The sequence below is a fragment of the Phytopseudomonas punonensis genome, from assembly GCF_900142655.1.
In the GTDB taxonomy this organism is placed as follows: domain Bacteria; phylum Pseudomonadota; class Gammaproteobacteria; order Pseudomonadales; family Pseudomonadaceae; genus Aquipseudomonas; species Aquipseudomonas punonensis.
Genome location: NZ_FRBQ01000009.1, coordinates 93,519 through 111,103, shown reverse-complemented (window position 1 = coordinate 111,103; position 17,585 = coordinate 93,519). Strand labels below are relative to the sequence as shown.

The 17,585-nt window shown below is 64.5% G+C and carries 15 protein-coding genes; 2 read left to right on the top strand and 13 right to left on the bottom strand.

Annotation, left to right across the window (positions count from 1 at the left end):
- Window positions 1-25 precede the first annotated feature (25 nt).
- From BUC40_RS18865 to edd, 8 genes are all read right to left on the bottom strand, one after another.
- Window positions 26-856: a carbohydrate ABC transporter permease gene (locus tag BUC40_RS18865; protein WP_073267730.1), complete on the bottom strand. Its 831-nt coding sequence runs from the start codon at window positions 854-856 to the stop codon at window positions 26-28.
- Window positions 849-1,757 (bottom strand): carbohydrate ABC transporter permease, encoded by a 909-nt coding sequence (locus BUC40_RS18860; protein WP_073267728.1) that lies wholly within the window; start codon window positions 1,755-1,757, stop codon window positions 849-851. Before BUC40_RS18860 ends, BUC40_RS18865 begins: the two co-directional genes overlap by 8 nt.
- Window positions 1,758-1,873: 116 nt before the next feature.
- A complete protein-coding gene (locus BUC40_RS18855) occupies window positions 1,874-3,142 on the bottom strand; it encodes an ABC transporter substrate-binding protein (RefSeq protein WP_073267726.1) in 1,269 nt (422 codons plus the stop codon).
- A 113-nt stretch (window positions 3,143-3,255) separates the two neighbouring features.
- On the bottom strand, window positions 3,256-4,488 hold the full coding sequence (locus BUC40_RS18850; RefSeq protein ID WP_073267724.1) for a D-mannose isomerase: 1,233 nt from the start codon (window positions 4,486-4,488) through the stop codon (window positions 3,256-3,258).
- A gap of 143 nt (window positions 4,489-4,631) precedes the next feature.
- Window positions 4,632-6,089, bottom strand: coding sequence for an ATP-binding protein (locus BUC40_RS18845; RefSeq protein ID WP_073267722.1), 1,458 nt, complete (start codon window positions 6,087-6,089; stop codon window positions 4,632-4,634).
- Entirely contained in the window at window positions 6,079-6,813 is a 735-nt protein-coding gene (locus BUC40_RS18840) for a response regulator (RefSeq protein ID WP_073267720.1), read from the bottom strand. Before BUC40_RS18840 ends, BUC40_RS18845 begins: the two co-directional genes overlap by 11 nt.
- Window positions 6,814-6,863: 50 nt before the next feature.
- Window positions 6,864-7,829 carry a glucokinase gene (locus tag BUC40_RS18835; RefSeq protein WP_073267719.1) on the bottom strand — a complete coding sequence of 322 codons (966 nt, stop codon included), beginning with the start codon at window positions 7,827-7,829 and terminating at the stop codon, window positions 6,864-6,866.
- Window positions 7,826-9,655 carry a phosphogluconate dehydratase gene (gene edd, locus BUC40_RS18830; RefSeq protein ID WP_073267718.1) on the bottom strand — a complete coding sequence of 610 codons (1,830 nt, stop codon included), beginning with the start codon at window positions 9,653-9,655 and terminating at the stop codon, window positions 7,826-7,828. Before edd ends, BUC40_RS18835 begins: the two co-directional genes overlap by 4 nt.
- A 131-nt stretch (window positions 9,656-9,786) precedes the next feature.
- Here edd and gap point away from each other — a divergent pair, with 131 nt between their 5' ends.
- Both gap and folE read left to right on the top strand, forming a co-directional pair.
- Complete coding sequence (gene gap / locus BUC40_RS18825) at window positions 9,787-10,788, top strand: type I glyceraldehyde-3-phosphate dehydrogenase (RefSeq protein ID WP_073267717.1); 1,002 nt, start codon at window positions 9,787-9,789, stop codon at window positions 10,786-10,788.
- 164 nt (window positions 10,789-10,952) lie between these two features.
- Window positions 10,953-11,516: a GTP cyclohydrolase I FolE gene (folE, locus tag BUC40_RS18820; protein WP_073267716.1), complete on the top strand. Its 564-nt coding sequence runs from the start codon at window positions 10,953-10,955 to the stop codon at window positions 11,514-11,516.
- 164 nt (window positions 11,517-11,680) lie between these two features.
- Here the strand turns inward: folE and BUC40_RS18815 are convergent, their stop codons facing one another.
- From BUC40_RS18815 to BUC40_RS18795, 5 genes are all read right to left on the bottom strand, one after another.
- A complete protein-coding gene (locus BUC40_RS18815) occupies window positions 11,681-13,447 on the bottom strand; it encodes an ABC transporter transmembrane domain-containing protein (protein WP_073267715.1) in 1,767 nt (588 codons plus the stop codon).
- Between the two features lie 132 nt (window positions 13,448-13,579).
- On the bottom strand, window positions 13,580-13,978 hold the full coding sequence (gene pcaC, locus BUC40_RS18810) for a 4-carboxymuconolactone decarboxylase (RefSeq protein ID WP_073267714.1): 399 nt from the start codon (window positions 13,976-13,978) through the stop codon (window positions 13,580-13,582).
- Between the two features lie 58 nt (window positions 13,979-14,036).
- Window positions 14,037-14,828: a 3-oxoadipate enol-lactonase gene (gene pcaD, locus BUC40_RS18805; RefSeq protein ID WP_073267713.1), complete on the bottom strand. Its 792-nt coding sequence runs from the start codon at window positions 14,826-14,828 to the stop codon at window positions 14,037-14,039.
- Window positions 14,829-14,853: 25 nt separating this feature from the next.
- On the bottom strand, window positions 14,854-16,218 hold the full coding sequence (locus BUC40_RS18800) for a 3-carboxy-cis,cis-muconate cycloisomerase (RefSeq protein WP_073267712.1): 1,365 nt from the start codon (window positions 16,216-16,218) through the stop codon (window positions 14,854-14,856).
- A gap of 18 nt (window positions 16,219-16,236) precedes the next feature.
- Window positions 16,237-17,550 carry an MFS family transporter gene (locus BUC40_RS18795; RefSeq protein ID WP_073267826.1) on the bottom strand — a complete coding sequence of 438 codons (1,314 nt, stop codon included), beginning with the start codon at window positions 17,548-17,550 and terminating at the stop codon, window positions 16,237-16,239.
- Between the last annotated feature and the right edge of the window lie 35 nt (window positions 17,551-17,585).

The following is a 17,585-nucleotide window of genomic DNA, read 5'->3' as shown; positions in this document are numbered from 1 at the left end:
TTCTCCACCTCTGAAAGCAGGGCTTTCAGCCCTTAACCGCGCCGGCGGTGAGGCCGCGCAGAAAATATTTACCCGCCACGATGTACACCAGCAGGGTCGGCAGCCCGGCGATCATCGCCGCGGCCATGTCCACGTTGTATTCCTTGGCCCCGGTGCTGGTGTTCACCAGGTTGTTGAGGGCCACGGTGATCGGCTGGGCGTCGCCACTGGCGAACACCACGCCGAACAGGAAATCGTTCCAGATCTGGGTGAACTGCCAGATCAGGCAAACCATGATGATCGGCAGCGACATCGGCAACAGGATGCGCCCGAAGATGGTGAAGAACCCGGCGCCATCCAGGCGCGCCGCCTTCACCAGGGCATCCGGCACGCTGACGTAGAAGTTGCGGAAGAACAGCGTGGTAAAGGCAATGCCGTACACAACGTGCACCAGCACCAGGCCGGTGGTGGTGTTGGCCAGGCCGAACTTGCCGAGGGTGAACGAGGCCGGCAGCAGGATGGTCTGGAACGGCAGGAAGCAGCCGAACAGCAGCAATCCGAAGAACAGCTGCGAACCACGGAAGCGCCACATCGACAGCACGTAGCCGTTCAGCGCACCGATCGCCGTGGAGATCAGCACCGCCGGAATGGCCATTTTCGCCGAGTTCCAGAAGTGCCCGCCGACCACGTCCCAGGCCTTGACCCAGCCGATCAGGGTGAACACATCGGGCAGCGACAGCAGGTTGCCGGCGCGCACGTCCTCGGGGGTCTTGAAGCTGGTCAGAAGCATCACCACCAACGGCACCAGGTACAGCGCCGCGGCGAACAACAGGGTGGCATGAATCGCCAGGCGGCTTGGGCTGAAGGCTCTAGTCATGGCGCTTGCCTCGCAATTCCGAGTAGAGGTACGGCACCAGAATCGCCAGGATGGCGGCGAGCATCAGCATCGCACTGGCCGAGCCGATGCCCATCTGGCCGCGGCTGAAGGTGAAGTTGTACATGAACATCGCCGGCAGGTCGGAGGCATAGCCAGGGCCGCCGGCGGTCATCGCCGCCACCAGGTCGAAGCTCTTGATAGCGATATGGGCGAGGATCATCACCGCACTGAAGAACACCGGCCGCAGGCTCGGCAGCACGATGCGCAGGTAGATGGTCGGCAGACTGGCCCCATCCACCTGGGCGGCGCGAATGATCGACTGGTCGACGCTGCGCAGCCCGGCCAGGAACAGTGCCATGACGAAGCCCGAGGCCTGCCACACGGCGGCGATCACCAGGCAGTAGATGACCCGATCCGGGTCCACCAGCCAGTCCAGGCGAAAGCCTTCCCAGCCCCAGTCGCGCAACAGCTTGTCCAGGCCCAGGCCCGGATTGAGCAGCCATTTCCAGGCGGTACCGGTGACGATCATCGACAGCGCCATGGGGTACAGGTAGATGGTGCGGATGAAGCCCTCGCGGCGGATGCGCTGATCGAGTAGCACGGCCAGCAACACGCCAATGACCAGGCTGATGCCGATGAACATGCCACCGAACACCATCAGGTTCTTGCTGGCCACCCACCAGCGGTCGTTGTCCAGCAGGCGCATGTACTGCTGCAGGCCCACCCACTTGTAGCTGGGCATGAAGCTCGAATTGGTGAACGACAGCACCGCCGTCCACAGGATGTAGCCATAGAACCCCACCAACACCACCAGCATGGTGGGCGCCAGTACCAGCTTGGGCAGCCAGCGCTGCAGCGCATCGAAGGGTGAAGCCTTGCCGATTACCGTCGTGACACTCATCGGGCCTACCGTGTGTAGAGAAAGTCGGGACGAACTCCGCCGGCGACAGGCGCAGTGCCTGGCGCACCAACGGATGGTGAAATCAGGCGGGCCGCTGGGCAGCGGCCCGCTTCACGCTACTGCGCGGACTTGATCGCCGCGGCGATCTGCGCGCCGGCCTTGCTCGGGTCGGCGTTCTTGTCGCTCATGAAGTTGGTGACCACGTCGAAGATCGCCCCCTGCACCGCCAGGTTGGTGGCCATACTGTGGGCCATGCTCGGCTCCAGCTTGTCGGCCTTGTCGGCCTCCTTGAAGTCCTTCATGGACGCCTGGGCGCAGCTGTCGAACTTGCTCATGTCGAGGTCCGAACGCACCGGGATCGAGCCCTTGTTCTCGTTGAACACATATTGGAACTCGGGCTCCAGGGCGATACGTGCCAGCGCGTGCTGAGCAGCGATGTCGCCTTCTTTCTTCAGCCTGAACATGGCCAGCGAATCGATGTTGTAGGTGTAGCTGCCAGCGGTGCCCGGCATCGGTACGCACTGGTAGTCCTTGCCTGCCACCTTGCCGGCGGCGGTCCACTCGCTTTTCGCCCAGTCGCCCATGATCTGCATGCCGGCCTTGCCGTCGATGACCTCGGCAGTGGCCAGGTTCCAGTCACGGCCGGCGCGGTTGTCGTCCATGTAGGTGGAGAGTTTTTTCAGCGCGGTGAACACTTCGGTCATCTGCGGGCTGGTCAGGGTCGCCTCGTCGTTCTCGACGAACGCCTTGTGGTAACCCTCGGCGCCCATGATGCCGAGCACCAGGCCTTCGAACACGGTACTGTCCTGCCACGGCTGGCCGCCATGGGCCAGCGGCGTGAAGCCGGCGGCCTTGAGCTTGTCGCCGGCAGCGTACAGCTCTTTCAGGGTGGTCGGCGCCTTGTCGATGCCGGCCTTCTTGAACACCGCCGGGTTGATCCACAGCCAGTTGACGCGGTGGATGTTCACAGGCACGGCGACGTAGTGGCCGTCGTACTTCATGGTGTTGGAAACGGTTTTCGAGAGCAGGCCGTCCCAGTTGTTGGCCTTGGCCACGTCATCCAGCGGTGCGAGCAGATCCAGCGCGCCCCACTCCTGCAGGTCCGGGCCTTTGATCTGTGCAGCGCCTGGCGGGTTGCCGGAGACCACGCGGGTCTTGAGTACGGTCATGGCAGCCGAACCCGCACCACCGGCCACAGCACTGTCTTTCCAGGTGTAGCCGTCTTTTTCGACCAGCTCACGGAGAACCTTCACGGCTGCCGCTTCGCCACCGGACGTCCACCAATGCACGACTTCGACCGTACCTTTGGAGTCGGCCGCCAGTGCGGTGAGGGGAAACAGCGAGGCGAGAGAAACGGCAGTAGCGAGACGGGTGATCGCGTTCATCGAAGTACCTTTCTTGTTGTTAGCGGCAAGTCATGGTGCTTGCGTTGCAGGGAGTGTAATCAGGGTTGGCGGGCGCACAGGTAACGAAGCGATGCATAAATGTCACCGCCTCGTTACATGCGCGAAAAGGCCGTGGCCAGGCTCGGCGCCAGTGCCAGCCGGGGTAGCAGAACGGCCTGGTAGGCGTGATACAGATCGGGTTTGCCGGGCCAGATACTGGCGGCGGGCCGATTGCTCGGGTCGAGCTCGTGGTGCCAGCTGCCATGGTGCAGATCGATGAAATGCCGGCCGGTGAACTCCCAGAAGCATCGGTACCACTGCTCGTACTCGGTCTCCCCGGTGCGTCGCAACAGCGCCGCGGCGGCTGCACTGGCTTCGGCCTGCACCCAGTGCAACCGTGCGCGCACTACCGGTTGCGCCTGCCAGTCGAGGGTGTAAACCAGCCCCGGCGCGCCATCGGCATGCCAGGCATCGCGGCAGGCGCTGGCAAACAGGCCGCGAGCATCGTCGACCAGCCAGCCTGGAGCAGCGAGCCCGGCATTTTGCAGGGCTGCCTCCAGATGCAACAGCAGCCGTGCCCACTCGAAACTATGCCCTGGCGTGCTGCCGTAGGGCCGGAATGGATCGGCACGATTGTCGGCGTTGTACTCCGGCAGCGCCTGCCAATGGCGGTCGAAATGCTCGACCACTGCATGTCCGCGGGCGGCGGCATGCTGATGGATCAGCCGCTCGCCGATACGCAGCGCGCGCTGCAACCAGAGGCTGTCGCCGGTGACATCAGCCAGGGCGAGAAAGGCTTCCACGCCATGCATGTTGCTGTTGGCGCCGCGGTACGGCTCTTCCTGCGACCAATCGCGGCTGAAGCTTTCGCGCAGCGCGCCCTCTTCCTCGCTCCAGAAATGCGTTTCCAGAATCCTGATCGCCTCGGCCAGCAGTGCCTCGGCACCTGGCCTGCCGGCAGCCTGGGCGGAGCTGGCAGCCAGCGCCACGAAGGCATGCAGGTAGGCGGTCTTATCGCCGCTGCGGCTGGCATCGACGAACCAGCCACCGGCCACTTCATCGCGCAACTTGCCCTGCAAGGCGGCAATGCCGTGATCGACCAGCGCATCATAGCCGGCGATACCCTGCAGATGGGCCAGGGCGAAACAGTGGGTCATGCGGGTGGTATGGATCAGCTCGGCGATGGCATCTGCCGTCAGCTGGCCTTTTCCATCGAGGGCGGCGAAGCCATCCTCGACCCTGGAGGCCCGGGCAAACGGCAGCAGGCGCAGGCCTTCGGCGTTAAGCCAGGCCAGGTGAGCAGGCTCGACCAGCCAGCTGTCAGCGGGTAATGGGGATGTGGTCATTATTGTTATTCCATGCAAACCAGCCGGCATCCAGGGGCAATCTGCCCGGCCGGCTCGTGGGCTGTCGTTCGAGCCGAGTCTACTGGCCCAGCGAGGCGGCCCAGGTAACGAAGGCTTGCGGCTTTGTCACCAGGCGGTGACATTCAATCCGCTATCCGTGGCAGGCACAGCGTCACCCGCAGGCCACCTTCACGCAGGTTCTGCAGGGTCACCTCGCCGCCATGGCTGTGGGCAATGTTGCGCGCGATACCCAGGCCCAGGCCGTAGCCCTGCTGCTGCCCAGCCAGGCGAAAGTGCGGCTCGAATACCTGCTCGAGGCGCTGCTCGGGCACGCCAGGTCCCTCGTCGTCGACACGCAGCACGTAGGCCTCATCGTTATCGTCGACATGCAGATGGGCGCGGTGCCCGTACTTGAGCGCATTGTCGATCAGGTTACCGATGCAGCGTCGCAGCGCCAGTGGCTTGCCGAGATAAGCCGCGCGGGCCTCGCCTTGCAGGGTCACGCGGCCGTTGCCCGCCGATGCCAGGTACGGCTCGACCAGGCAATGCAACAAGTGGTTGAGGTCCACCGATTCGATGTTCTCGTGGATGTCGGTGTCCTTCACGCACTGCAGAGCACCTTTGACCAGCAACTCCAGCTCGTCGAGATCGCGGCCGAATTTGGTTTGCAGCTTCTCGTCGTCGAGAAGCTCGACGCGCAGGCGCAGCCGCGTGATTGGCGTGCGCAGGTCGTGGGAAATGGCGCTGAACAGCTGGGCGCGCTCGGTCAGGTAGCGGCTGATACGCTCGCGCATGGCGTTGAAGGCGCGCGCCACCTCGACCACTTCGCGCCCACCGCCCTCCACCACCGGCTCGATATCGGCGCCCAGCGACATATGCCGCGCAGCCCGCGCCAGGCGCTTGAGCGGCCGGCTCTGCCAACGCACCAGAATGCCGATGAACAGGAGCAGAAAACCGCTGCTGAGCAGGATGAACCACAGCTGCTGGGTCGGCAGCACCGGCTCCTCAAGGCTGGTATAGGGTTCGGGCAGCAAGGAGGCGATATACAGCCACTCGCCGGGCGCCAGCTGGATCTGGGTGACCAGCACCGGCGGATTGACCGGCTCCAGGGTCAGGGCGTAATGCGCCCAGGAGCGCGGCAGCTCATCGAGCTTCAGGCCGCCATTGAAGATACGCAGGTCGTCCGGGCTGACGAAGGTCACGGAAATATCCGCACTCTTGCCGAGGGACGCGCGCAGCACGTCGCTTACCGCCTCGGTCACCGCCAGCTTGCGCGGCGTGTCGGGCAACAGCTGCATCGACAGCGGTCGGTCGTTGAGGCTGACCACGAAACGGGTGCCGCCCATGCTGCGCAACTGGTCGAGCACCATGGGCCGGTAGGCCACCGGCAGCGAGCGGAAATAACGCACGCTGGCCGACATCGAATGGGCCAGGCTGCGCGCTGCGGTTACCAGTCCTTCAAGCTGGGTGGCGCGCAACTGCGACAGCCAGATGGCGCTGGACAGTGTCTGCGCGGCCAGCACGGCCAGCAACGTCAGCAATAACATGCGGCCCAGCAACGAGCGTGGAATCGGCACCAGCCGACGCCAGTCAGCGCGCATTGCCAGCCCGGGCGGTCACTGCGGCGGCCAGTTGGTAGCCGCTGCCACGCACGGTGCGGATCAGCCGTGGCGGCTTGCTGGTGTCACGCAAACGCTGACGCAGGCGACTCACCGCCATGTCAACGATGCGCTCCAGCGGCATCATTTCGCGCCCACGGGTGGCATTGCCGATAGTGTCGCGGTCGAGGATCTGCTGCGGGTGATCGAGAAACAGCTTGAGCAGCGCGAAGTCGGCACCCGACAGCAGCACTTCTTCACCGTCCAGGTGGAACAGCCGATGGCTGACCATGTCAAGGCGCCAGTCATCGAAGGCCAGCACCTCGGCGCCACGCTCCTGGGCGAAATTCACCCGGCGCAGCAACGCCTTGATACGCGCCAGCAGCTCGCGCGGGCTGAACGGCTTGCCAAGGTAATCGTCGGCGCCGAGCTCCAGGCCGATGACCCGGTCGGCCTCGTCGGAGCTGGCGGTGAGCATGATGATCGGCACCTGGGCGAAGCGCTGGTGCCCGCGCGTCCATCGGCACAGGCTGAAGCCGTCCTCGTCGGGCAACATCACGTCGAGAATCACCAGGTCCGCACCGCCCTCGCACAGCGCCTCGCGAAACCCGACGCCATCGGCCACGGCACGTACCTGCAGGCCGGCACGGCCGAGGTAGGTTTGCAGCAGTTCACGAATATCCTGATCGTCATCGACCAGCAAGATCGATTTTCCGGTTGGGCTCACATCGTTAATCCTTGTTGTTATTGGCGATGCTAGACACGGTTATTGGCGGGCTAGTTCCTCTGCAGATGCTGCTCCACGGCCACGCCCGCGCCGACCAGGCCGGGGTACGGTGCAGTCACCAGCCATACCGGCAGGCCGTCGAAGTAATCACTCATGCAGCCCTTGTCGCGCAGGCTACGCGAGAAGCCACTGGCCATGAAGAAGTCGGCGAAGCGCGGCACCATACCACCGGCGATATACACCCCGCCGCGCCCCCCCACCGTTAGCACGTTGTTGCCGGCGACCCGACCAAGCAAGCAGCAGAACAGCTCCAGCACGTTGACCGCCAACGGTTCCCCCTCAAGCGCCGCACGGGTGACCTGGGCCGCGCTCTGCAAAGAAGCCGGCTGGCCATCCACCGCGCAGGTGGCGCGGTACAGCGCCAGAAGCCCATTGCCACTGAGCGCACCGGCCTCGGCGCTGACGTGCCCGAGCTGGCGATGCAGCGCCTGCCAGATCAACGCCTCGCGGTTGCTGCCCACTGGCAGGTCGACGTGGCCGCCCTCACCCGGCAAGGCATGCCAGCTGCCATCGGGCAGGCTCAGCAAGGTACCGACGCCCAGACCGGTGCCGGCACCGATCACCACCGCCGGGCGCCCCGGCTGCGCCACGCCCGGGCAGACAGTGATGTATTCATCGTCCTGCAGACAGGTCATGCCCAGGGCCATGGCGGAAAAATCGTTGATCAGCAGCAGCTCGCGCACCTGCAACTCGGCACAGAAAGCCTTGCGATCGATGCGCCAGGCATTGTTGGTAAAGCGGAACGGGTCAATCTCCACCGGCCCGGCACAGGCCAGGCAGATGGTCGCTACGTCGCCGAGCGCCAAACCTTCGGCAGCCAGGTAAGCGGCGATGGCCTGCTCGACGGTGGCGTGATCGGCTGTCGCCGACACCCGGACCGACTGCAGGCCGCCATCACGCCACAGAGCAAACCGCGCATTGGTGCCACCGATGTCGCCAACCAGCGCCAGGCTCATCGCAGCGAATCCAGTTCGGCGGTAAAAGCACTGGCGCCCTCTTCCGCAGGGCTGAAGGCGGCGCGCATGAAGGCGAACAGCTCACGGCCACAACCGACGCCAGTGCCTTGCGGGCGCGGCGCGATCTCGCGGGCGTTCCAGGCGATGTCGTCGACCAGCACCTGCAAATGCCCGGTCACGCCATCGACGCGGATCAGGTCACCGTCGCGCACCCGCGCCAGCGGCCCGCCATCCCAGGCCTCGGGGCTGACGTGAATGGCCGCTGGCACCTTGCCCGACGCGCCGGACATGCGCCCATCGGTAACCAACGCCACCTTGAAGCCGCGATCCTGGAGGATGCCCAGGTACGGCGTGAGTTTGTGCAGCTCCGGCATGCCATTGGCCTTCGGCCCTTGGAAACGCACCACGGCGACGAAGTCGCGCTCCAGCTCGCCGGCCTTGAAGGCTTCGGCCAGATCGACCTGGGTTTCGAACACCCGTGCCGGCGCCTCGACCACCTGATGCTCCGGCGCTACCGCCGAAACCTTGGCCACGCCATTACCGAGATTGCCGGTCAGTACCCGCAGACCGCCTTCGGGCGAGAAGGCTTCCGGCACGCTGCGCAGGATGTTGCGATCCAGGCTCTGCTCCGGGCCCTGGCGCCAGACCAGCCGCTCGCCATCGAGGAACGGCTCCTGGGTGTAGCGCGACAGCCCGTGACCGGCGACGGTGTAGACGTCCTCGTGCAGCAGGCCAGCTTCGAGCAGCGTGCGCACCATGAACGGCACGCCACCGCAGGCATGGAAGTGGTTCACGTCGGCCTGGCCATTGGGGTAGACCTTGGCCAGCGTCGGGGTGACGGCAGACAGGTCGGCCATGTCCTGCCAGGTCAGCTGGATGCCGGCAGCCCGGGCGAAGGCCGGAATGTGCAGCGTGTGGTTGGTCGAGCCGCCGGTGGCGTTGAGGGCCACCACGGAATTGACGATGGCCTTCTCGTCGATGATCCGGCACAGCGGCGTGTATTCGCCGCCCTGACGCGTCAGGCGCACCACCTGGTGGGCCGCCTCAGCGGTCAGCGCGTCACGCAGCTGCGTGTACGGGTTGACGAAGGACGAGCCCGGCAGGTGCAGGCCCATGATTTCCATCACCACCTGATTGGTGTTGGCAGTGCCGTAAAAGGTGCAGGTGCCCGGGCTGTGGTAGGACTTCATCTCCGACTCGAGCAGCTGCTCGCGGGTCGCCTTGCCCTCGGCGTAGAGCTGGCGAACCTCGGCCTTTTCCTTGTTGGGAATGCCCGAGGGCATCGGCCCGCCCGGCACGAAGATCATCGGCAGGTGGCCGAAGCGCAGCGCGCCGATCATCAGCCCCGGCACGATCTTGTCGCAGATGCCCAGCAGCATCGCCGCATCGAACATGTTGTGCGACAGCGCCACGGCCGTGGACATGGCGATCACTTCGCGGCTGGCCAGGCTCAGTTCCATGCCCGGCTCGCCCTGGGTCACACCGTCACACATCGCCGGCACACCGCCGGCCACCTGGCCCACCGAACCGACCTGGCGCAATGCCTGCTTGATCAGTTCCGGGTAGTGTTCATAAGGCTGGTGCGCGGAAAGCATATCGTTGTAGGCGGTGACGATGCCGACGTTGGCTTCGTTCATCAGGCGCAGGCGCTGTTTGTCTTCGGCAGAACCACAACCGGCTACACCGTGGGCGAAGTTGGCACATTGCAGTGCGCCGCGGTGCGGGCCCTGGCTGTCGGCGGCGGCCATTTGCGCCAGGTAGCGCTCGCGGGTGGCGCGGCTGCGGGCGATCAGGCGGTCGGTTACCTCGAGGATGCGGGGATGCATGGTGTCGACTCCGGGCTAACAGGTAGCACTTCGAATTGTATTTTTATCAAAATATTGACAGCTAAAACGCTTGATTTCTACTTTCATGAGAATAATCTTGTTTTTAAAACAACATATAAGGATCGACGCTCATGACATTGCGAATTGCCATCAATGGTTTCGGCCGCATCGGCCGTAACGTGCTCCGGGCACTCTATACCCAGAACTACCGCGAAAAACTGCAAGTCGTCGCCATCAACGACCTGGGCGACAGCGCCATCAACGCTCATCTGCTCAAGTACGACAGCGTACACGGCATTTTCGACGCCGCCGTCGAGGTCGATGGCCAGAACCTGCTTATCAATGGTGACCGCATCGCGGTCAGCGCGATCCGTAATCCTGCCGACCTGCCGTGGAAGGACCTGGACGTCGACGTGGTGTTCGAGTGCACCGGCCTGTTCACCGAACGCGACAAGGCGGCTGCTCACCTGAGCGCTGGCGCGCGCAAGGTGATTATCTCGGCACCGGCCAAGGGTGCGGATGCGACCATCGTCTACGGCGTCAACGAAGGCAGCCTGCGCGCAGACCAGCAGATCATCTCCAACGCTTCCTGCACCACCAACTGCCTGGCGCCGGTCGCCCAGGTGCTGCAGCGCGAGCTGGGCATCGAAAGCGGGCTGATGACCACCATCCACGCCTACACCAACGACCAGAACCTCTCCGACGTCTACCACAGCGACCCCTTCCGGGCGCGCTCGGCCACCCAGTCGATGATCCCCACCAAGACCGGCGCCGCCGAAGCGGTCGGCCTGGTGCTGCCGGAGCTGGCCGGCCGGCTGACCGGCATGGCGGTGCGCGTGCCGGTGATCAACGTGTCGCTGGTCGACCTGACCATTCAGGTGCAGCGCGACACCAGCGTCGAGGAAGTCAACGCCCTGCTGAAAGCCGCTGCGGAGAAATCCCCGGTACTGGGCTACAACACGCTGCCGCTGGTGTCGTGCGACTTCAACCACAACCCGCTGTCGTCGATCTTCGACGCCAACCACACCAAGGTAAACGGTCGACTGGTGAAAGTGCTGGCCTGGTACGACAACGAATGGGGTTTCTCCAACCGCATGCTCGACACCTGCCTGGCCGCTCACGCCGCCAAATAAGCCAGCGCCAACCAGCGCAGCGATGCACCGAGTGGCATAAAGGCTCGGTAAATCGCTGCGAGCGGATTACAATTGCCGCCCGCTTTGACCCGATGCCGCGCCCAGCGCGCCAGCATCGGGGCCAGACAGCCGCTAATCGATATCCGCAAACCACTGGAAGCCGCATGGACTCTAGCCGCAACACCCTCGAACAGCAGTACACCGCCATCCTCGGCCAGCTCGGCGAAGACGTTTCCCGCGAAGGCCTGCTCGACACGCCCAAGCGCGCCGCCAAGGCCATGCAGTACCTGTGCAATGGCTACCAGAAGACCCTGGAAGAAGTCACCAACGGCGCGCTGTTTAGCTCCGACGCCAGTGAGATGGTGGTGGTCAAGGATATCGAGCTGTATTCGCTGTGCGAGCACCACCTGCTGCCCTTTATCGGCAAGGCCCATGTCGCCTACATTCCCAACGGCAAGGTGCTGGGACTGTCCAAGGTCGCGCGCATTGTCGACATGTATGCCCGCCGCCTGCAGATCCAGGAAAGCCTGAGCCGGCAGATCGCCGAAGCGGTTCAGCAGGTCACCGGTGCGCTGGGCGTGGCGGTGGTCATCGAGGCCAAGCACATGTGCATGATGATGCGCGGCGTGGAGAAGCAGAACTCCTCGATGGTCACCTCGGTGATGCTCGGTGAATTCCGCGAAAACGCCGCGACCCGCAGCGAGTTTCTGAGCCTGGTCAACGGCTGAGTCCAACAGCCCGCAGAGCCAACCTTGTGGGAGCGCGCCATGCGCGCGACTGATTCGCGGGCATGGACTGGGCGTCCCCGCCCGCTCCCACAAATATGGATCTGATCGTGGGTCACGCTTCACCGACCCACCACACAGCCAATGCCGATACCGGCGCCCTACCCTTAGCTTTTCTCCACGAACTGCAGCTCGGCCAACCGCGCATACAGCGGATTGCTGGCTACCAGTTCTGCATGTTTGCCGAGTGCCACCAACTGCCCCTGATCGAAGACCGCGATACGGTCGGCGCTCTTCACCGTGGCCAGGCGGTGGGCGATCACCAGGGTGGTACGCCCGCGCATCAGCTCGGGTAGCGCTTGCTGGATCAGGTGCTCACTCTCGGCATCCAGGGCGCTGGTGGCTTCGTCGAGCAGCAGGATCGGCGCATCCATCAGCAACGCCCTGGCAATCGCCAGACGCTGCCGCTGACCGCCTGAAAGCCCCAAACCAGCATCACCCAGATGAGTCTGGTAGCCCTGGGGCAGGCGCTCGATAAATTCGTGGGCGTGGGCTGCACGTGCCGCGGCCTCCACTTCGGCGCTGCTGGCATCCAGCCGGCCATAGCGGATGTTGTCTTCCACGCTGCCGAAGAACAGTGCCGGGTGCTGGGAGACCAGGGCAAAATTCTCGCGCAACGCGTGTGGATCGAGCTGCTCGATCGGCAGGCCGTCGATCAGGATGCGCCCCTGCAGCGGGTCATAGAAACGCAGCAGCAGGTCGAACAGCGTCGACTTGCCCGCCCCGGACGGGCCGACGATGGCCAGGGTTTCGCCAGGTACCACAGTCAGATCGATGCCCTGCAAGGCAAGGCTTTCCGGACGGGTCGGATAGGCGAAGGACAGCCCCTGCACCTCGATGCGCCCCTGCACGGGCTGCGCAGGGACCAGCGCACCGTCGAGCGGCGTATGGATCTCGTTGCGGGCGGCGAGCAATTCACTGATCCGCTCCGCAGCGCCGGCTGCGCGCTGCAGTTCGCCGATCACCTCGCTGAGGGTGCCGAACGAGGAGCCGACGATCAGGCTATAGAACACGAAGGCTGCCAGCTCGCCGCCGCTGATGCGCCCGGCGATCACGTCCATACCGCCGACCCAGAGCATCACGCCCACGGCGCCGAGCACCAGCACGATTACCACGGTGATCAGCCAGGCACGCTGGGCGACGCGCTTGCGCGCCGTGTCGAACGCCGCCTCGGCGGACAGGCCGAAACGCCGGCGATCCTCGGCCTGGTGGTTGTAGGCCTGCACCGTCTTGATCTGCCCGAGCACTTCGCTGACGTAGCTGCCGACATCGGCGATGCGATCCTGGCTCTGCCGCGACAGCTCGCGCACACGGCGGCCGAACAGCAGGATCGGCGCCACCACCAGCGGCAACGCGGCCAGCACGATGGCGCTGAGCTTGGGATTGGTGACCACCAGCAGGATCATGCCGCCAACCAGCATGATCAGGTTGCGCAGCGCCATCGACAACGACGAGCCGATCACCGACTGCAGCAGGGTGGTATCGGCAGTCAGCCGCGACTGGATCTCCGAGGCACGGTTGTGGGCGTAGAAGCCGGGGTGCAGGCCGACCAGGTGATTGAAAACCCGCTTGCGGATATCCGCCACCACCCGCTCACCAAGCCAGGACACCAGGTAGAAGCGCGTGTAGGTACCGACCGCCAGGGCCAGTACCAGCACGAAGAACAGCAGGATCGAATGGCGTAGCGCTTCCGGCGATTGCGTCGCCAGGCCCTGGTCGACCAGCAGCTTGATGCCCTGCCCCATGGACAGGGTAATGGCGGCGGTAAACATCAGCGCCAGCAACGCACCGAGCACGCGCCCGCGATAAGGGGCGATAAAGGCCCATGAAGTGCGCAAGGCTTCGCGCTGGCGAACGGATAGAAGCGATGGCATGGCGCACTCGAAGGCAGAAGGAGGAAGAACCTGTCAATCAGATGGGGGCGCCACGGCAAACATCAAGCACTGCAAAAAATCACCAGACAATAAAAGCCCCGCTGATGCGGGGCTTTCTGGAACAGCGAGCTCTCAGGATTTGTTCAGCGACTCGACACCGACTTCGTCCCACAGCTCTTCGGCCAGGTGGAAGGTGGCATTGGCAGCGGGAATACCGCAGTAGATCGCGCTCTGCATGATCAGCTCCTTGAGCTCCTCGCGGGTCACGCCGTTGTTCTTGGCGGCCTTGAGGTGCAGCCTCAATTCGCCCTCGCGGTTCATGCCGATCAGCATGGCGATGGTGATCAGGCTGCGGGTATGGCGCGGCAGGCCCGGGCGCGTCCAGATATCGCCCCAGGCATGGCGGGTGATCATCTCTTGGAATTCTTCGTTGAACGGCGTCAGTTTTTCCAGGCTGCGGTTGACATGGGTATCGCCCAGCACCGCGCGGCGCACCTGCATGCCGGCGTCGTAGCGTTGTTTTTCGTCCATCGGTGGCTCCATTTCTCTTCACGGCGTGGGCGTCCGACGACGCCCACGCACAGCTCGCTCAATTGGTTTGCAGAAAGCTCAGTACCCGCCCGGTGAACAACTCACCGGCCTGCACGTTGGACAGGTGTGCAGCGTCGAACTCGACCAGCTCGGCGCCAGCAATGCGCTCCTGCATGAAGCGGCCGTGCTCCGGCGTGGTAACTGCATCCCCCGTGCCGCAGACGATCAGCGCCGGCGCGGTGATGCTCGCGATCTGCTCACGGTAATCGGCATCGCGCACCGCCGCACAGTTGCCGGCATAGCCTTGCGGCGAGGTCTGCGCCAGCATGGTGACGATGGGGTCGACCTTCTCCGGCTGAGCCTTGGCGAACGGCGCGGTGAACCAGCGTTCGATGGAGGCATCACGCAGGTCGCGCATGGCCTTCTCGCCGCCCTTGAGCACGGTGTCGATGCGGGTGTTCCACACCTCGTCGGTGCCTATCTTGGCGGCGGTGTTGCACAGCACCAGACGATCCACGCGCGAGGCGGCATTGATCGCCAGCCACTGGCCGATCAGGCCGCCCATGGACAGGCCGCAGAAATGCGCCTTGTCGATGTTCAGCGCATCGAGCAGCGCCAGCACGTCGCGGCCGTTCTGCTCGATGCTGTAGAAGCCGGGCGTGACCAGCGACTGGCCATGACCGCGGGTGTCGTAACGCAGCACCCGGAAATGTTCGCTGAACGCCGGGATCTGCGCATCCCACATATGCAGGTTGGTGCCCAGGGAGTTGGAAAGCACCAGCACCGGTGCATCGGCCGGGCCTTCGAGCAGGTAGTTCAGGTCGCCATCGGCGAGGGATACGACAGGCATGACAATCTCCTAACGGGAAAACGATTCAGTGACTCGCTGAGCGGTGCTGAGCCACCGCACGGTCGACCCAGCGCTGCGCCTGGCCCAGGTAATGGGCGGGGTCGAGCAGACGATCCAGTTCTTCGGCAGACAGTTGCGCGGTGACCTCGGCATTGGCGCCCAGCACGTCGCGCAGATGAACGCCCTCCTGCACCGCCTGTTTGCAGCATTGCTCGACCAGATGGTGGGCGGCGTCGCGGCCAATGCGCCGCGCCAGGGCGATGCTCACCGCCTCGGCAAGCACCAGGCCGCGGGTCAATTCCAGGTTGGCGGCCATGCGTTCGGCATCCACTTCGAGGTCGGGCACCATGATCAGAGCCTGCTGCAGGGCGCCGGATACCAGGCAGCACAGCTCGGGCAGCGTCTCCCACTCGGCGTGCCACAGGCCGAGGCTGCGCTCGTGCTCCTGGGGCATGGCGGCGAACATGGTGGCGACCAGCCCGGGCGCGCGGGTGGCAGCACCGATCAGCACGGCAGCACCCACCGGGTTGCGCTTGTGCGGCATGGTCGAGGAGCCACCTTTGCCTGGCGCCGAGGGTTCGAACAGCTCGCCGGCTTCGGTTTGCATCAGCAGGCTGATGTCACGGCCCATTTTGCCCAGGCTGCCGGCAATCAAGCCGAGCAGGCTGGCGAACTCGACCAGGCGATCACGCTGGGTGTGCCAGGGTTGCTCGGGCAGTTGCAGATCCAGCTCAGCCGCCAGGGCACCCACCACCGACCAGGCCTTGTCGCCCAACGCCGCCAGGCTGCCGGAAGCGCCGCCAAACTGCAGGCACAGCAGGCGTGGTTTGATTTCGTCGAGGCGCTGGCGATGGCGGTCGATGGCACCGAGCCAGCCGGCGATCTTCATACCCAGGGTGACCGGCGTGGCGTGCTGCAGCCAGGTGCGCCCGGCCATCGGCGTAGCCGCATGGCGCTGGGCCTGCTCGGCCAGCTGCCGGCTCAAGGTTTCGAGGTCGCGCTCCAGCAGGTCGATGGCCGCGCGCAGTTGCAGCACCAGGCCGCTGTCCATGGCGTCCTGGCTGGTGGCGCCCATATGCACGTAGCGCTCGGCTTCGGCATTGCTCGCCGCGATGCGCTTGCCCAGCGCCTTGACCAATGGAATCGCCGAGTTGCCGGCGCTGCCGATGGCGATAGCCAGGGCGTCGAAGTCATAGAGTTCAGCCCGGCAGGCGGCCTCGATATCGGCCACCACCTCACGGGGAATCACCCCGGCCGCCGCTTCGGCCCGTGCCAGCGCCGCCTCGAAGTCGAGCATGCCCTGCACCCGGCCATGGTCGCTGAACACCTGGCGCATCGGCGCACCCGTGAAGTAGGCATCGAACAGCTGGCTAGCGGGCCTGGAACTCATACAGCGAACACTCCGTGGTCAATGATCGTGATGCAGGTAACTGGCCTGCCGCGGCAGGCGCAGGCTGACCAGAAAGGCCAGCACCATCATGCCTGATACGTACCAGTAGAAGGTCTGTTCCATACCGATGGATTTCAGGCCCAGGGCAACATATTCAGCCGAGCCGCCAAACAGCGCGTTGGCCACCGCATAGGCCAGGCCGACGCCGAGGGCGCGGACTTCCGGCGGAAACATCTCGGCCTTCACCAGGCCGCTGATCGAGGTGTACAGGCTGACGATGGCCAGCGCTGCGATGATCAACAGGAAGGCCATCACCGGGCTCTGCACGGTGTGCAGCAAGGCCAGGATCGGCCAGGTGCAGATAGCGCCCAGAGCGCCGAACCAGAGCATCGAGGTGCGCCGGCCGATACGGTCGGACAGCGCGCCGAACAGTGGCTGCATGATCATGAACAGGAACAGCGCACCGGTCATGATGCCGCTGGCCATCTTGGCGCTCATGCCGGCCGAGTTGACCAGGTACTTCTGCATGTAGGTGGTGAAGGTATAGAAGATCAGCGAGCCACCGGCGGTGTAGCCCAGCACGGTGAAGAACGCAGCCTTGTGGTGTTTGAACAGGTAGGCAATGCTGCCCGATTCCTTGTTGCCGATCTGATCCTGCTTGGCGGTTTCGTCCAGCGAGCGGCGCAGGTAGAACGCCACCACGGCAGCCATGGCGCCGATCACGAACGGGATACGCCAGCCCCAGGCGCGCAGTTCATCCTCGCTCAGCGTCTGCTGCAGGATCACCACGACCAGCACCGCGAGCAGTTGCCCGCCGATCAGGGTGACGTACTGGAAGGAGGCGAAGAAGCCGCGCTGGCCCTTGAGCGCCACTTCGCTCATGTAGGTGGCGGTGGTGCCGTACTCGCCGCCCACCGACAGGCCTTGGAACAGCCGCGCCAGCAACAGCAGCACGGGCGCCAGGGTGCCGATGCTGCTGTAGGTCGGCATGCAGGCGATGGCCAGCGAGCCGAGGCACATCATCAGCACCGAGATCATCATCGAGACCTTGCGGCCGTATTTGTCGGCAACCCGGCCAAACACCCAGCCACCGATCGGCCGCATCAGAAAGCCGGCAGCGAATACGCCTGCGGTATTGAGCAGCTGCACGGTCGGGTCATCGGAGGGAAAGAAAGCCGGCGCGAAGTAGATCGCGCAGAAGGCATACACGTAGAAGTCGAACCACTCGACCAGATTGCCCGAGGAGGCACCGACGATGGCGAAGATGCGCTTGCGGCGCTCTTCCGGGCTGTAGTTGGGGGCTTGGTACGCCGCGCTGGCTTCAGTACTCATCATGGATACTCACTGGTAGGAAACAGGACTGTTCC

Coding starts and splice junctions, on each gene's coding strand:
- BUC40_RS18800 (WP_073267712.1), bottom strand. CDS start 16,218: ATGAGTTCCAGGCCCGCTAGCCAGCTGTTCGATGCCTACTTCACGGGT.
- BUC40_RS18850 (WP_073267724.1), bottom strand. CDS start 4,488: ATGACCACATCCCCATTACCCGCTGACAGCTGGCTGGTCGAGCCTGCT.
- BUC40_RS18855 (WP_073267726.1), bottom strand. CDS start 3,142: ATGAACGCGATCACCCGTCTCGCTACTGCCGTTTCTCTCGCCTCGCTG.
- BUC40_RS18835 (WP_073267719.1), bottom strand. CDS start 7,829: ATGAGCCTGGCGCTGGTTGGCGACATCGGTGGCACCAATGCGCGGTTT.
- BUC40_RS18795 (WP_073267826.1), bottom strand. CDS start 17,550: ATGAGTACTGAAGCCAGCGCGGCGTACCAAGCCCCCAACTACAGCCCG.
- BUC40_RS18845 (WP_073267722.1), bottom strand. CDS start 6,089: ATGCGCGCTGACTGGCGTCGGCTGGTGCCGATTCCACGCTCGTTGCTG.
- pcaD (WP_073267713.1), bottom strand. CDS start 14,828: ATGCCTGTCGTATCCCTCGCCGATGGCGACCTGAACTACCTGCTCGAA.
- BUC40_RS18815 (WP_073267715.1), bottom strand. CDS start 13,447: ATGCCATCGCTTCTATCCGTTCGCCAGCGCGAAGCCTTGCGCACTTCA.
- edd (WP_073267718.1), bottom strand. CDS start 9,655: ATGCATCCCCGCATCCTCGAGGTAACCGACCGCCTGATCGCCCGCAGC.
- BUC40_RS18865 (WP_073267730.1), bottom strand. CDS start 856: ATGACTAGAGCCTTCAGCCCAAGCCGCCTGGCGATTCATGCCACCCTG.
- BUC40_RS18860 (WP_073267728.1), bottom strand. CDS start 1,757: ATGAGTGTCACGACGGTAATCGGCAAGGCTTCACCCTTCGATGCGCTG.
- folE (WP_073267716.1), top strand. CDS start 10,953: ATGGACTCTAGCCGCAACACCCTCGAACAGCAGTACACCGCCATCCTC.
- gap (WP_073267717.1), top strand. CDS start 9,787: ATGACATTGCGAATTGCCATCAATGGTTTCGGCCGCATCGGCCGTAAC.
- pcaC (WP_073267714.1), bottom strand. CDS start 13,978: ATGGACGAAAAACAACGCTACGACGCCGGCATGCAGGTGCGCCGCGCG.